Genomic DNA, 15,434 nt, shown 5'->3' on the forward strand with positions numbered 1-15,434 from the left:
CGCACGTGCTCCTATAATCGCTCGACCACCACAACAACAGAAGGAGCACCCATGACCGATCAGGCCGCATCGAACTGGCGTCTCGAAACCATCGCCGTGCACGGCGGTTATCGTCCCGACCCGACCACGCGCGCAGTCGCCGTACCGATCTACCAGACCGTTGCGTACGCATTCGACGACACGCAGCACGGCGCCGACCTGTTCGACCTGAAGGTCCAGGGCAACATCTACACGCGGATCATGAACCCGACGACGGACGTACTCGAGCAGCGGATCGCCGCGCTCGAGGGCGGCATCGGCGCGCTGGCACTTGCATCGGGGCAATCGGCCGTCACGTACGCGATCCAGACGATCGCCGAAGCCGGCGACAACATCGTGTCCGCGAGTTCGCTGTACGGCGGCACCTACAACCTGTTCGCACATACGCTGCCGCAATACGGGATCACGACGTGCTTCGCCGATCCGCGCGACCCCGCATCGTTCGAGCCGCTGATCGACGCGCGCACGAAGGCGATCTTCGCGGAATCGGTCGGTAACCCGCTCGGCAACGTCACCGACATCGCCGCGCTCGCGGAAGTCGCGCATCGCCACGGCATCCCGCTGATCGTCGACAACACGGTGCCGTCGCCGTACCTGCTGCGCCCGTTCGAGCACGGCGCGGATATCGTCGTGCATTCGCTGACGAAGTATCTCGGCGGGCACGGCACGAGCCTCGGCGGCGCGATCGTCGATTCGGGCAAGTTCCCGTGGGCCGAGCATGCGGACCGCTTCAAGCGGCTGAACGAGCCAGACGTCAGCTATCACGGCGTCGTCTATACGGAAGCGTTCGGGCCGGCCGCCTATATCGGCCGCGCGCGCGTGGTGCCGCTGCGCAACATGGGCGCGGCAATCTCGCCGTTCAATGCGTTCCAGATCCTGCAGGGCATCGAGACACTCGCGCTGCGCGTCGAGCGGATCAGCGACAACGCGCTGAAGATCGCGCAGCATCTCGCTCGCCACGAAAACGTCGAATGGGTGAACTACGCGGGCCTGCCCGATCACCCCGACCATCCGCTCGTCGCGCGCTACCTGTCGGGCCGCGCGCCGGGCATCCTGACGTTCGGCGTGAAGGGCGGCCGCGACGGCGGTGCGAAATTCCAGGACGCGCTGAAGCTGTTCACGCGGCTCGTCAACATCGGCGACACGAAATCGCTCGCGACGCACCCGGCATCGACAACGCACCGGCAACTGTCGCCGGCCGAACTCGCGAAGGCCGGCGTGAAGGAAGAAACGGTGCGGCTGTCGATCGGCATCGAGCATATCGACGACCTGCTCGCCGATCTCGACCAGGCGCTCGCGCAGCTTTGACCGGCACGGGCGCGCCGGCTTGCGGGTGCGCCCTGCATCGAATGTGTTGACCTTGAAGCGGCTTCAAGGTGTTCAATCCCCGGTTGGTGCCGGGGCAACGCCCGGCGTGTACGAACCAACCGTACCATGCAGCCGGGCAGCCAGACGCTGAGCCCGCCGCGGTACGCCAACCGTCCGAGAGGCCTCATGACCCCGACCGCGAAGCTTGCGCTGCTCACGTTACCGCCCGTGCTGGCGGCCTGTTTCGGCGCCCTTGCGGCCGCCTGGCGCGCACCAGGCCCGAAAACGTCCAGCGTCATCCAGCATTTCACCGGCGGCATCGTGTTCGCGGCAGCAGCGCTCGAACTGCTGCCGCAGGACCGCGCGCATGCGCTGTTTCCGGTCGTCGTCGGCTTCGTGCTCGGCATCGCGCTAATGCTCGCGATCCGCGCGCTGTCGGGTGCGATCGAGACGCGCTTCGAGGAAGCGCGGCTGCCCGTGAGCCTGATCATCGTCACCGCGATCGACCTCGTCATCGACGGCCTCGTGCTCGGCATCGCGTTCTCCGCGAGCGACGAAAGCGGCATCATCCTGACCGTCGCGCTGACGCTCGAGGTGCTGTTCCTCGCGCTGTCGGCCAGCGCGGCGCTGGCGGCCGCCGGCATCGGCCGCCTGCTGTCGATCGTCGTGCCGGTCGGGCTCGCGGCGCTGCTGAGCCTCGCAGCCGTGGCCGGCAACGCGGTGTTCGCCGGACTTCCGTCCAATATCTACGCGGCGCTGCTCGGGCTGGGCACCGTCGCGCTGCTGTACCTCGTCACCGAAGAACTGCTGGTCGAAGCGCACGAGGTACCCGAAACGCCGTTCGCGACGGCCGCGTTCTTCATCGGCTTCATCGTGTTCTTCCTGATCGAAGGATCGGTGAAGGCCGGATAAGCCAGGCGCACACCGGCTACCACGTGGTCGCGCCCGTTGGATACGTATCGACGACGCGCGTGCCGTTGACGGGCGTCACGCCCTCGTTGCGCAGCGCGGCCCACAGGTCGATCGCATGTTCGCGCGACTTGCGGCTGCCGTCGTCGGTCAGCACGTTCAGCGCGATCACTTCGTCGCCTGTCGTCAGTTGCAGTTGCTCCTTCAGCTTGCGCGACTGATGCGACGCGGTGCGGATGTCGCCGAGCGGGATCCGCTTCTCCGCGACATTCGATCCGCCGCCTGCATCGGCCGGCACGAACGTCAGTCGACCGTTGTCGACCTCGCATTGCCCTTGCGTGAACGTCGCGCTCCACGCGCCTGCCGGCACGGCCGCGAACTCGCAGCGCATCCGCTCGTTCGCACGCCGGCCGACATCATGCGCCGACGCGTGCGACAGCGCACGTTCCGGCCAGCCGGCCGCCATCGCGACCGTCGACATCAGGCACGCCGCGAGCACGATTCCTTTCGCGAAATGGCGCATGGCACTCTCCTCTTCGTGTGGGTTGCAGCCGACGGGCAGCGCGCCGGTCGGCCGCGAATGAACGATCAACGAACCGCAAAGCGGTTGTCGTGCGCATCGACCAGCGGCGTCGTCTCGCCGCGATGCACCGTCGCGCGATGGATCTCCTGGTTGCGTGCGACGGTGGCCGGGCTCGCCGGGTAGTCGTGATTCGGGCTCGGGATCACGCCGTCGTGGCGCGCGCGCACCAGTTCCTGACGAACTTCCTGCCGGGTCTTCTGCTGCGCGGCCACCGCTTGCGAGAAGGCCGCAATCGACAGTGCGGCAGCGGCGATGACAATCATCGGTCGCGGAATGTTCATGCTGTTCGCTCCTTGCTGGTAATCCGTGACAGGAGCCTTCACTTTGATCCGGCGGCGGTGCGGATTCGTGATCGCAGCATGACGGTTTCTTCACCGCCGCGACATGCCCTGCATCGCACTGCGAATGAAAAATCGTCCTGGGCGTCTGCGCCCATGACGCGGCGATGACATTTTTCTCATTTGTCCCTCACCTTCACGATCCGAACGCTTTCCAGAATCGGCAGCGCGATTGTGATATTCCGCGCCCACCAGCACAACGCGCGGCGCGGAATCGACCAATGCACGAAACGATCATCTTGAACCTCAGGGGCACACCATGAAAACTCCAGTTCGGCTCGCCATGATGTCGGGTGCGCTGCTCGCGACCGCTCACGCGGCACACGCGTCGGAAGTCACGCTGTACGGCCTGTTCGATACGTCGCTGACTTATGTATGGAACGCCAACGCGGAAGGCAAGAATCTCGTCGGCCTCGGCAACGGCAACCTGCTCGGCAACCGCTTCGGCGTGAAGGGCGCGGAAGATCTGGGCGGCGGGTTGAAAGCGATCTTCACGCTGGAAAACGGCTTCAACCCGAACACCGGCGCGCTCGGGCAAGGCAACCGGATGTTCGGCCGGCAGGCATTCGTCGGCCTCGAAAGCGCGCGCTGGGGCACGCTGACGCTCGGCCGCCAGTACGACGCGCTCGCGGATGTCGCATGGCCGGTCACCGGCGACTTCTACTTCGGCAGCGTCTATGCGACACCCGGCGACGTCGACAACTACGACACGTCGTCGCGCACCGACAACGCGGTGAAATACACGTCGCCCATGATCAACGGATTCCAGTTCGTCGGCATGTACGCGCTCGGCGGCGTGGCCGGCAAGAGCGGCGCCGGGCAAACCTGGTCGGCCGGCCTGTCGTACAGCAACGGCCCGGTCGACGTGGCTGGCGGCTATTACTACGCGGCCAATCGTTCATCGCTCGCCAACGGCATCCGGACCGGCTGGAACGGCACCTCCGACGGCACATTCGACGGGTCGCTGGTCAATGGCGGCTACATCTCGGCGAAATCGATCGGCATCGCGCGCGGTGCGTTGCGCTACAACTTCGCGCCATTCGCGGTCGGCATCGACTACAGCAACGCGCTGTACAAGGCCGATGCGATGTCCGCGTTTCGGAGCACGCAGAAGTACGACACCGCGCGCGGGTTCTTCAACTACCAGGCGACGCCCAGCCTGCTCGTCGGCGTCGGCTACAGCTACACGCGTGCCCGCGGCGATACGAGCGCGACTTACCATCAGGTGTCTGCCGGCGCCGATTACGTGCTGTCGAAGCGTACCGACCTCTACGCGGTCGGTGCATGGCAACGCGCGAACGGCGAGCAGCGCACGCTCGACGGCGGCACGCAAACGGCGCAGGCATCGATCGGCTCGTATGGCTATGGCGGCACGCGCACGCAGGGCATCGTCAATCTCGGGCTGCGCCACCGGTTCTGATCGCGGCGGCGATACGCGCGCAACGTGACGAAAATTTCATGTTCCGATCAGCTTCGCGAAGCGTCGTATCGCTACGATCGGAAACGTGACAGGCAGCGCCCGTTCCAGACCACGCAAGCGGGTCGCTGCCGCACGGCACGTCACGCGTTAAGCCCGGACACGTCGAGTGCCGGGCTTCTTTTTTGGTTGCGCCCCGATGATCAGGGCGTTGAATTGCGCTGTGGAAACAGGCAGTTATGCGTTTTCACGTACAGGTTCGGATTGCCGCAGCGATGCCCGGCATAGTCGATCTGCTCGCCGGGCATGAGGTCGGCCGGCACCGGTTTTTTCGCGGCGGCCGGCGCCGCCTGCGCGGTTGGCGTTGTGCCGGAACGTGTCGATGCGCAGCCCGCGAACAACGGGACGATCAGGACTGCGATCAAGGCTAGGCGAATGGCGGGACGATGCACTTTTCAAGTCCGGTGTGAAAGTCAGAACAGGGCCGCCCGCTTTCCATACAGCTGTCGCGAACGGCGCGAATGCCGCCGGCCACATCGACCCTCGGCAGACTTCATGTTCCGCTTCCCGATCATCGCGCCCATGACGCGAACATGACGATTGCGTCATGTCGGTCGCATTCGAACGGTGCATCTCCGCGTGACGCAATCTGACGATTTTTTCATCTCGCGATCACGATCACGCACGGCTGCTTTCGCATACTGGGTACATGGTTCGCCACCCGGCGGCCCTGATCAAGGAGAGCACTCAATGAAAACGGCAAAACTCGCAGCACTGTTCGTCACCGCCACGCTGTCGCTCGGCATGACCGCGCAGGCCGCGTTCGCGCAGACGCAAACGCAAACGCAGGGCAAGACCCGCACGCAGGTCGTCAATGAACTGAAGCAGGCACAGCACGACGGCGTCGTGCCGACGAGCAAGACGCAGTACCCGCCGACCGGCGAGCTCATCGCACGCAACAAGGAGCTTCACGGGATTTCGGTGCATGGCGGCGAGAAAAAGCCGCAGACCGACAATCACGACAACCTGACCGCGCGGTAATGACGCTCGGCCACACGACCGCGGGCAGTGCACCGCGCGCGGCCGCCTCATGGCGAACGCGCGGGCGTGCCCGCCCGCGGTGTCAGGTACTGATGGCCGCCGGCCGTTTCAGTTCGGCCGGCTGGCGCGGAAAGCGCAGCCAGAACGTCGTGCGGCGGCCGGGGTCGCTGTCGACGCCGCATTCGCCGCCGTGATTGTCCATGATCGACCGGACGATCGCGAGGCCCAACCCGGTACCCGACGCCGAATTGTGTCGCGACGGATCGACGCGATAGAAACGCTCGAAAATCCGCCCGACATGCTCCGCGGCAATGCCGGGCCCCGTATCCGACACGGCGATCGTCGTCGCATCGCCCTGCTCCACGCAATCGATCGCCACGATGCTGCCGCGCGGCGCGTAGGCCAGCGCGTTCGACAGCAGGTTGCTCAGCGCGCGCTGATACAGCGTCAGATCCGCATCGACCCACGCATGGCCGTCGACCTTCACCGTCACGCCGGCATCCTCCGCAAGCGGCTCGTAGTAGCCGGCGACGCGCGCCGCCTCTTCCGACGCATCCAGGCGCCGCACGCTGATTGACGTGCCGGCCTGTTCCGAACGCGCGAGAAACAGCATGTCCTCGATCATCCGTGACAGCCGCTGGTATTCGTCGATGCTCGACTCGATCACGTTCCGGTATTCATCCGCACTGCGCGGCTGCGACAGCACGACTTGTGCAGCCGCCTGCAGGTTCGTGAGCGGCGTGCGCATGTCGTGCGCGAGATTCGACGAGAACTGGCTCAGCCGCGTGAACGATTCGCTCAGCCGCTCGAGCATTCCATTGAACGCATGCTCGAGCTCCTTCAACTCGCCGGCCGTATCGAGCGCCGGCAGCGGATGGGCGAGCCGGCTCGTCGACATCTGCTCGGCGCGCGCCGCGAACCGCCGCAGCGGGCTCAACCCGAGCGCCGCGATGCCGTACGCGAACGCGGCCGCGAGCACCACGCCGAACACCTCGATCACGACGATCGTATAAGCGTGGGTGCGCAGCAACAGCACGTCGGCGCTGCGGTCGTACTGCACCACGACGCGCACCACGGGCGCGCCTGCGCCCGCGCCGGCCAGCGGCACATTCGTCACCAGATACTGGTGCCGCGCGCCGGGCGGCGCGACGCCGACCGGCACGCGCCCCGCATCCAGCGACATGAGCGGCGCAACCAGGCGGAAGCCGGGCGTGCCGACCAGGCGCGTACCCGTGGCATCGAAGATCGCGAGATCCATGTTCGGATGGCCGTGCAACTGGTCGATCCAGATATCGGTATTGCGCGCGACGTCGGCTGTCGAGCGCGCTTCGCCCAGGTGCGCGCCCAACGCGGCGGAGATGCCGGCCATCTGCTCGGCCGCCGTCGTTTCGACGCGATTGCTCAGCGCTTCATAGAGTGCAACACCGCTCGACGCGAGGATCACCGACGTCGACAGGATGATCAGCGCGGTCAGGCGTCCGCGCAGCGTACGCGGCAGCAGGCGCGCGATCATGTCGCGCTGCCGCCGCGCGCCTCGAGCACGTAGCCCATCCCGCGCACGGTGTGGATCAGCTTCGGGTCGTATGCGTCGTCGATCTTCGAGCGCAGGCGCCGGATCGCCGAATCGACGACGTTCGTGTCGCTGTTGAAATTCATGTCCCACACCTGCGACGCGATCGTCGCGCGCGGCAGGATCTCGCCCTCGCGGCGCATCAGCAGCCACAGCAGCGCGAATTCCTTCGCGGTCAGCAGGATCGTGTCGCCCTGCCGCGTGGCCTTGCGGCGCGTCAGGTCGAGTTCGAGGTCGGCCACGCGCAGCGTGTTCGAATCGCGCGGCTGGCCGCGCCGCAGGATCGACTTGATGCGCGCGGTCAGCTCGACGAAGTCGAACGGCTTCGCGAGATAGTCGTCGGCGCCGAGCTCGAGCCCCTTCACGCGATCGCCGACATCGTCGCGCGCGGTCAGGAACAGCACGGGCGTCGACTTGCTGCGCCGCAGGTTCTGCAGCAGCGTCCAGCCGTCCTGCCCGGGCAGCATCACGTCGAGCACGAGCAGGTCGTACTCCTCGGTCTCGGCCTGGTGCTGGCCCGTGATGCCGTCCTCGACCCAGTCGACGACATAGCCGGCCTCGGTGAGACCCTTGCGCAGGTACGCGCCCGTCTTCGGTTCATCTTCGACAATCAGAATTCGCATCACGCATTACCCTTGAAGAAACCCAGCCGGCGCAGCACGCCCGAGCCGAAGCCGCCGCGCAACGCCGCGCGCCACGACACCGCATGGCTGACACGGTACAGCACTGGCAGCACCAGCAGCGTCAGCGCCGTGGACGACAGGATACCGCCGATCACGACCGTCGCGAGCGGGCGCTGTACCTCGGCGCCGGTGCCGGTCGCGAACGCCATCGGCAGGAAGCCGAGCGACGCGACGAGCGCGGTCATCAGCACCGGCCTCAGCCGCGTGAGCGCGCCTTCGCGCACGGCGGCCTCGAGCGGCATCCCTTCGTCGCGCAGGTTGCGGATGAACGAGATCATCACGAGCCCGTTGAGCACGGCCACGCCGGACAGCGCGATGAAGCCGACCGCCGCCGTGATCGACAGCGGAATCCCGCGCAGCCACAGCGATACGACGCCGCCGCTCAGCGCGAACGGAATGCCGGTGAACACGAGCAGCCCGTCCTTCACGTTGTTGAACATCACGAACAGCAGCACGAACACCATGAACAGCGCGAGCGGCACGACGAGCTTCAGGCGCTCGCTTGCGCTTTGCAACTGCTCGAACTGCCCGCCCCACGACACCCAGTAGCCGGCCGGCACGCGCACATCCTGCTGCAGCTGCTCGCGCGCATCGGCGACGAACGAGCCGACGTCGCGCCCGCGCACGTTCGCGCTGACGACCACTCGCCGCTTGCCGTCCTCGCGGCTGATCTGGTTCGGGCCCGGCGCGACGTCGATCGTCGCGAGCTCTGCGAGCGGCACGTACGGCGCCGCCGCGAGCGGTGCGCTGGCGCCGGCCGCCGGTGCGGGCAGCGCGATCGGCAGCCGCTTGATCGCCTCGATGTCCGAGCGCAGCTCGTCGGGCAGCCGCACGACGATGTCGAAGCGGCGATCGCCCTGGAACAGCGTGCCGGCCTTCTGCCCGCCGACGGCCGCAGCCACCGAGTCCTGCAGGTCCGCAACGCTTACGCCGTAGCGCGCGAGCTTGTCGCGGTCGAGGTTGACGGTCAGCACGGGCAGGCCGGTGGTCTGCTCGACCTTCACCTCCGACGCGCCCGGGACCTTCTGCAGCGCGGCCGCGATCTGCTCGCCGGTCTGGTTCAGTACGGTCATGTCATCGCCGAAGATCTTCACGGCGACGTCGCTGCGCACGCCCGAGATCAGTTCATTGAAGCGCAGCTGGATCGGCTGCGAGAACTCGTAGGCATTGCCCGGCAGCTCGGCGAGCGCTTCCTCGATCTCGCGCACGAGCTGGTCGCGCGGCTTCTTCGGGTCGGGCCACTTGTCGGCAGGCTTCAGCATGATGTAGCCGTCCGACAGATTCGGCGGCATCGGGTCGGCCGCGATCTCGGCCGTGCCGGTGCGCGCGAACACGCGCTCGATCTCGGGGAAGCGCGCCTTCAGCGTCTTCTCGATCGACTTCTGCATCTCCACCGACTGCGACAGGCTCGTGCCGGGAATCCGCAGCGCGGACACGGCCAGGTCGCCTTCGTTGAGGCTCGGGATGAACTCGCTGCCGAGCCGCGTGGCGAGCCCGAGCGTGACCAGCACGATCACGCCCGCGCCGATCATCACGCGTGCCGGCCGCGTCATGAACGCAGCGAGCGCCGGCTCGTACGCGCGCCGCGCCCAGCCCATCAGCCGGTTCTCCTTCTCCTCGACGCGCTCGCCGATGAACAGCGCGACGGCCGCCGGAATGAACGTGACGGTCAGCACCATCGCGGCCGCGAGCGCCATCACGACGGTAATGGCCATCGGGTGGAACATCTTGCCTTCGACGCCGGTCAGCGCAAAGATCGGCAGGTACACGACCATGATGATCAGTTGCCCGAAGATCAGTGCGCGACGCGCTTCCTGGGACGCACCGAACACCTCCGCGAAACGCTCTTCACGCGTGAGCGGCCGGCCGGCGGCGGCCTGCGCGTGCGCAAGCCGCCTCACGCAGTTCTCGACGATCACCACCGCGCCGTCGACGATGATCCCGAAGTCGAGCGCGCCGAGGCTCATCAGGTTCGCGCTCACCTTCGCGTTCACCATCCCGGTGAAGGTCATCAGCATCGACAGGGGGATCACGAGCGCGGTGATCAGCGCCGCGCGCATGTTGCCGAGGAACAGGAACAGCACGGCGATCACGAGGATCGCGCCTTCGAGCAGGTTCTTCTTCACCGTCGCGACGGCCTTCTCGACGAGCACCGTGCGGTCGTACACCGGAATCGCCTTCACGCCGGACGGCAGCGTGCGGTTCACGTCCTCCATCTTCGCGGCAACGGCCTTCGCGACCGTGCGGCTGTTCTCGCCCATCAGCATGAAGACCGTGCCGAGCACGACCTCCTCGCCGTCCGACGTCGCCGCGCCGGTGCGCAGCTCGCGGCCGATATCGACCAGCCCGACGTCCTTCATCCGTACCGGCACGCCACCGACGTTGGTCAGCACGATGTTCGCGATGTCGTCGACGGTGCGCGCCTGGCCCGGCACGCGCACGAGGTACTGCTCGCCGCGCTTCTCGATGTAGCCGGCACCGACGTTGTCGTTGTTGCGTTCCAGCGCGCGCACGACGTCGGCGAGCGTCAGCCCGTACGACATCAGCTTTGCCGGATTCGGCGCGACGCGGTACTCCTTCACGTAGCCGCCGATCGAGTTCACCTCGGTCACGCCGCGCACGTTGCGCAGCTGCGGCCGGACGACCCAGTCCTGCAGCTCGCGCAGGTCGGCCGCGGTATAGCGCGTGCCGTCGGGCTTGCGCGCGGCCGCGTCGGCCTCGACAGTCCACAGGTAGATCTCGCCGAGGCCCGTCGACGTCGGCCCCATCGCGGGCGCGATGCCGGCCGGCAGCTTGTCCTTCGCTTCCTGGATGCGCTCGTTGACGAGCTGCCGCGCGAAATAGATGTCGGTGCCGTCCTTGAAGATCACCGTGACCTGCGACAGCCCGTAGCGCGAGATCGAGCGCGTCTGCTCGAGGCCCGGCAGGCCGGCCATCACGGTCTCGACCGGATAGGTGATGCGCTGCTCGGCCTCGAGCGGCGAATAGCCCGGCGCGGACGTGTTGATCTGGACCTGCACGTTGGTGATGTCGGGCACCGCGTCGATCGGCAGCTTCTGGTAGCTGAACACGCCCAGCGCGGCCACGGCCGCGATCGCCAGCATCACGAGCCAGCGGTGCGCAATCGCAAAGCGGATCACGCGCTCAAACATGACGGGATTCCTTGAAACGGGGCACGGACACCCTCGACGGACGGGCCGCCCGGCCGGTCACGCGGCGGGCTGGAAAACGGGCCGCATATCGGGCCGCGAGTCGTGCAACGGCACACACGTAACGCTCATTCATGTTCCGCGCTCCCCTTGCCGAGTTCGGCCTTCAGCACGAAACTGTTCGACGCCGCGTATTCCTGGCCCGGCTTGAGCCCCTTCAGTACTTCGGTCGCACGTTCGTCGCGCCGCCCAGTCTCGACGGCCTGCGCGACGAAGCCCTTCGACGAGCGCACGAAAACGGAAGGTGCGCCGTCGACGTCCTGCAGTGCGTCGCTCGCGACCGCGAGCGGCACGCCCTGCTTGCCCGCGTCGACCGACACGTTCACGAACATCCCGGGCCGCCACACGCCGTCCGGGTTCGGCAGCACGACGCGCGCCGGCGCGGTGCGCGTCTGTTCGCCGAGCAGCGATCCCACGTACGCGATCGGGCCGCTCGAACGCGATTCGAACGCGGTCGCGATGACCGTCGCGTCGCGGCCGACCCGTACGTCGTTGAGCCGCTGCGCCGGCACGGCCATCTCGGCCCATACCGTCGACAGGTCGGAGATCACGAACATGCTGGCATCGGCAGCGGTCGCTTCGCCCGGCGTCGCATGCTTCTCGACGATCGTGCCCGCGAACGGCGCGCGCAGTTCGTAGCGGTTCAGCGCGCCCGCGCCGACCGGCGCGTTCAGCGCGGCGAGCTTCTGCCGCGCGTTCTGCACGGCGATCTCGGCTTCACGCAACTGCACCTGCGCCTGCTGGTAGTCCTGCTCGGCCGAAATGCGCTCCTTCCACAGCGTGCGTTCGCGCTCGTAGGTCGCGCGAGCGCCCGACAACCGGCGCTCGGCCGTCAGCAGCTCGCTGCGCCGGTCGGCAAGATCGGTACTCGCGATCACGGCCAGCACCTGCCCTTTCGTGACGTTCTGCCCGAGCGACACCGATACCTGCTCGACGATGCCGGCCACGCGCGGCACCACGTGCGCGGTGCGATCCTCGTTGAACTTGATCTCGCCCGGCAACTGGAACGGCGTCGCGATCTGCGCGGGGCCTGCCTTCGCCAACGCGATCTTCGAGGTCGCGAGCTGGGCGTCGGTCAACGCGATCGCGCCGTCGGCGCGGGCGAACGGGAACGATGCGGCTTCATTGCCCGCCTTCACGTCGATCGTCGCATCGAACACGTGCGGCTTGCCGATCGACTGCGCGGACACGAACTTCTGGCCGGCCGCATCGAATCGCAAGGGTTCGTGCGTGCGGTCGTAGCGAACCAGCGTGCCGGACACGGTGACGCCCTTGTCGGCCGGCATGCCGTCGACGAACGGATACACGATGAGGCGCGCGTCGCCGGGCTTCTCCGTCATCACGATTTCGACGGACAGCTTGCCGCGCTTGAGCACGACACCGCCTCGCTCGCCGGCTGCTTCGGCGGATGAAGCGGCCGACGCGGCCGCGCCGTTGCCGCCGCTGTTGCGCGTGACGCCGAGTGCGCCGATGACGATCCCGGCACTGCCGAGCACGACCGCCGCGATGATCAGGATTCTGCTGCGTGACATGGTGATCCTTCAGGTAAATGAGGCGTCTGTCGCGCTACTGCGCGAGCGGCGTACCGACGAGCCGGCCGATGTCGGCACGGGCCGTATGCGCATCGGCGAGCGCGCGCACGTATTGCGACTGGCCCTGGAACAGCGTGCGCTGCGCGTCGAGCACGTCGAGGAAGCTGAACTTCCCGAGCTCGTAGCCGCGCGACATCGCATCGAGCGCGAGGCGCGCGGCCGGCAGGATGTCGGCCTTCAGCCGCTGCGCCTCCTGCGCGGCGGCTTCGAAATTCGCATACGCCTGCGTGAGGTCGAGCCGCAGGCGCGTGCGTTCGCGATCGAGATCGGCATTTGCGCGCTCGGCCTTGTGCGTCGCCTCGAGCAGCGCGCCCTTGTTCGTGTTGAACAGCGGAATCGGAATCGACACGCCGACCACGGCCTGGTTGTCCGGCACGCCGCCCGTGGTCACGCGCTTCACGCCGGCACTGATCGTCACGTCCGGAATGCGCCGTGCGCGTTCAAGCGACACGGCCGCGTTCGAGCGCAGCATCTCGGCGCGCGCGATCCGCGCGAGCGGCGCATCGTCGAGCTGCGCGGTCAGCGCGGGCAGCGGCTCGACCGGCGGCACGGCTTCGAGGTCGCCGAGCACCGCAAGCCGGCCGCTGCGTGCTTCGCCCATCACCGCGTTCAGCTTCTCGCGTGCAACCTCGACACGGCCGCGCGCGGTCACGACTTCGATCTGCACGCCGGCCGCCGCCACGTGCGCCTTGGTCGCTTCGACGGGCGACACCTTGCCGGCCTGTGCACGGCGGCTCGCAAGATCCGCGGAACGCGCGGCGATCGCGGCCGATTCCTCGGTCACCTGAAGCTGGCGCTGCGCGGCGAGCAGCCCGTAGAACGCGGCGATCACGTCGGCGCGCACGACGGCGCCCTGTTCGTCGAGCGATGCGTTGGCCGCTTCCCTGCCGTACGACGCGACATCGAGCCGCGCGCTGCGCTTGCCGCCGAGTTCGATCGTCTGGTTGATCAGCGCGGTCGACGTGCGTTCGGCGCGCCGAAACCCTTCCTGCAGGAACGACACCTCGGGATTGGGGCGAGCGCCGGCCTGCATCAGCGCGCCGGCCGACGCGTCGACGTCCGCGCGCGCGCCGCGCAGCGCCGGATTATTCCGGGCCGCGACCGATAGCGCATCGGAAAGCGTCAATGAAGTGGAAGGGAGCGCGTCGGGGGGCGGTGCGCCGATCGGCGCGGCGCTGCCGGAGGCAGCCGGGGCCGGCCCCGGCGACAGCGACGGCTGCGCATGAGCCGTCGCGGCCATCGCGAAGACGACGGCCACGGCGAGGTTGAGCTTGAGCATGTTCGGTTCTGCGGTAACGGTTCGCGACCGATGCTACGGTCCGGCCGCAGTGCGAACATGAGGCGAAGATGATATTTCCGTCATCTTGGGCGCGGCCGCGCGCATGCGTGCGGCGCCCAGCGGGAGCCATGCCCCGCTTCGGCGATCAGGAGAATCAATGAGCGTGCGGCGCGACGGCCGCACGGAAGATGGCGGTGGCACGGGGAATCAGCACGCGTACGCGGCGATCCCCCGCAGGCGGCTCAGACGGCCCCTCGCTTCGCGCGCCGCCGCTGCACGAGCCAGTCGAGCAGTTGCCGCCCGTCGCGTTCGCCGAACCAGCGCGCGTGACCGATCAGGTAGCCGTCGTACGCGATGTCGACGATCGCCGGCGCATCGATGATGCAACCGAAATAGGCCACTTCCGACAGTGCGAACTCCGTATGCACGATCGGCAGCAGCGCGACCAGCGCCGCATAGGCTTCGTCACCCAGCGGTTCGAGCGATTCATACCCGTCGAGCAGCGCGTCGATCTGCGCGTACTCGACGCGGCGCGCATCGGCCGGCGCCATCCAGTCGACCGTGTTGCGCTCGATCGCCAGCGCGAGGTCCATCACCGCGCAGGTGCGATCCGACAGCCCGAAATCGAGCACGGTCCGCACCTGCGCGCCGGGCCCCGCATCGGTCCACAACAGGTTCGACGCATGCCAGTCGCCGTGCGTCCACAACGGCGTAAGCGCCGGCAGCAAAGGCACGAGGCGCGCATGATACGGGCCGATCGCGTCGGCCACGTCGCCGCGCCAGTCGCGCGCGCCGAGCGCGCGCACGAGCAGCGGCTGCGCGTCGACCCAGCGTTCGAGCGCACCCGCCAGATCGGGAGACGACAGCACGCGAAAGCTCGACAGCAGCGTCCGCACGGGCCGCGCCGGCGCATCGTAGCCGGCCGACGCGCGATGCAGCTCGGCCAGCGCGCGGCCGGCCGCGTAAGCGTGCGACGCATGCGTGAAAGGCTGCCACGACATCACGCCGCGATACGGATCGACGCCGGGTGCCCGTACGTGCACTTCGTAGGTCCAGTCGCCGGCGGCGAACGCGGTCGCACCGTCGCGATCCGCAAGAATGTCCACCACGGGCATCCCGCGTTCGCGCAGATGCGCGATGAAACGATGCTCCTCCTCGAGCCCTTCGACATCGCGCAGGCTCACGTGATGACGCTTGACGAACAACCCGCGTCCGTCCGTCATCTGCACCAGGACGGCCGCCGCGAACTGCCGCGGGCTGTGCCATGTGAGCCGCGCCGGCTCGCCGGCGCCGTCGATCCGGGCGAGCACCGCCGCCACCTCGTCGTGCGTCATCAGCGGCCAGTCGCGTTCGGCCTGCTCGCCGTCGACACCGAATTGCGGCGGCGCGACGTCACGCGACAGGGATCCGTCCGGCTCGAGTGGGAATGACATGAACGACGTTGCTCCGTGGTTGATTCAGATCGG

At 67.6% G+C, this 15,434-nt stretch carries 13 protein-coding genes; 4 read left to right on the forward strand and 9 right to left on the reverse strand.

Going from position 1 to position 15,434, the window contains the following annotated elements:
- The first annotated feature begins 51 nt into the window (after window positions 1–51).
- Window positions 52–1,347: an aminotransferase class I/II-fold pyridoxal phosphate-dependent enzyme gene (locus G3O06_RS06085; RefSeq protein ID WP_205815407.1), complete on the forward strand. Its 1,296-nt coding sequence runs from the start codon at window positions 52–54 to the stop codon at window positions 1,345–1,347.
- A gap of 186 nt (window positions 1,348–1,533) precedes the next feature.
- On the forward strand, window positions 1,534–2,259 hold the full coding sequence (locus G3O06_RS06090) for a hypothetical protein (protein WP_205815408.1): 726 nt from the start codon (window positions 1,534–1,536) through the stop codon (window positions 2,257–2,259).
- 16 nt (window positions 2,260–2,275) lie between these two features.
- Here the strand turns inward: G3O06_RS06090 and G3O06_RS06095 are convergent, their stop codons facing one another.
- Window positions 2,276–2,779, reverse strand: a complete 504-nt coding sequence (locus G3O06_RS06095) for a hypothetical protein (protein ID WP_205815409.1) — start codon at window positions 2,777–2,779, stop codon at window positions 2,276–2,278.
- A 65-nt stretch (window positions 2,780–2,844) separates the two neighbouring features.
- The gene (locus G3O06_RS06100) at window positions 2,845–3,120 is read right to left on the reverse strand and encodes a DUF4148 domain-containing protein (protein ID WP_205815410.1); all 276 of its coding nucleotides are present in this window, start codon (window positions 3,118–3,120) and stop codon (window positions 2,845–2,847) included.
- A gap of 316 nt (window positions 3,121–3,436) precedes the next feature.
- Between G3O06_RS06100 and G3O06_RS06105 the strand changes: the two genes are divergently transcribed.
- Window positions 3,437–4,597 carry a porin gene (locus G3O06_RS06105; RefSeq protein WP_205815411.1) on the forward strand — a complete coding sequence of 387 codons (1,161 nt, stop codon included), beginning with the start codon at window positions 3,437–3,439 and terminating at the stop codon, window positions 4,595–4,597.
- Between the two features lie 200 nt (window positions 4,598–4,797).
- Here G3O06_RS06105 and G3O06_RS06110 read toward each other — a convergent pair whose 3' ends face one another.
- The gene (locus G3O06_RS06110; protein ID WP_237434471.1) at window positions 4,798–5,046 is read right to left on the reverse strand and encodes a hypothetical protein; all 249 of its coding nucleotides are present in this window, start codon (window positions 5,044–5,046) and stop codon (window positions 4,798–4,800) included.
- A gap of 298 nt (window positions 5,047–5,344) precedes the next feature.
- Here G3O06_RS06110 and G3O06_RS06115 point away from each other — a divergent pair, with 298 nt between their 5' ends.
- Window positions 5,345–5,635 carry a DUF4148 domain-containing protein gene (locus G3O06_RS06115; RefSeq protein WP_205815412.1) on the forward strand — a complete coding sequence of 97 codons (291 nt, stop codon included), beginning with the start codon at window positions 5,345–5,347 and terminating at the stop codon, window positions 5,633–5,635.
- A gap of 82 nt (window positions 5,636–5,717) precedes the next feature.
- On the opposite strand, the gene G3O06_RS06120 is transcribed toward G3O06_RS06115, so the two are convergent.
- From G3O06_RS06120 to G3O06_RS06145, 6 genes are all read right to left on the reverse strand, one after another.
- Window positions 5,718–7,148 (reverse strand): heavy metal sensor histidine kinase, encoded by a 1,431-nt coding sequence (locus G3O06_RS06120; RefSeq protein WP_205815413.1) that lies wholly within the window; start codon window positions 7,146–7,148, stop codon window positions 5,718–5,720.
- The gene (irlR, locus tag G3O06_RS06125; protein ID WP_089497548.1) at window positions 7,145–7,828 is read right to left on the reverse strand and encodes a heavy metal response regulator transcription factor IrlR; all 684 of its coding nucleotides are present in this window, start codon (window positions 7,826–7,828) and stop codon (window positions 7,145–7,147) included. Before irlR ends, G3O06_RS06120 begins: the two co-directional genes overlap by 4 nt.
- Complete coding sequence (locus G3O06_RS06130) at window positions 7,828–11,040, reverse strand: CusA/CzcA family heavy metal efflux RND transporter (protein WP_205815414.1); 3,213 nt, start codon at window positions 11,038–11,040, stop codon at window positions 7,828–7,830. The genes irlR and G3O06_RS06130 overlap by 1 nt, the downstream gene beginning before the upstream one ends.
- Window positions 11,041–11,165: 125 nt before the next feature.
- Window positions 11,166–12,629 (reverse strand): efflux RND transporter periplasmic adaptor subunit, encoded by a 1,464-nt coding sequence (locus G3O06_RS06135; protein WP_205815415.1) that lies wholly within the window; start codon window positions 12,627–12,629, stop codon window positions 11,166–11,168.
- A gap of 34 nt (window positions 12,630–12,663) precedes the next feature.
- A complete protein-coding gene (locus G3O06_RS06140) occupies window positions 12,664–13,968 on the reverse strand; it encodes a TolC family protein (RefSeq protein ID WP_205815416.1) in 1,305 nt (434 codons plus the stop codon).
- A 242-nt stretch (window positions 13,969–14,210) separates the two neighbouring features.
- On the reverse strand, window positions 14,211–15,401 hold the full coding sequence (locus G3O06_RS06145; RefSeq protein WP_205815417.1) for a phosphotransferase: 1,191 nt from the start codon (window positions 15,399–15,401) through the stop codon (window positions 14,211–14,213).
- Window positions 15,402–15,434: the final 33 nt, after the last annotated feature.

This window comes from Burkholderia sp. Ac-20345 (assembly GCF_017104825.1).
Taxonomy (GTDB): domain Bacteria; phylum Pseudomonadota; class Gammaproteobacteria; order Burkholderiales; family Burkholderiaceae; genus Burkholderia; species Burkholderia lata_B.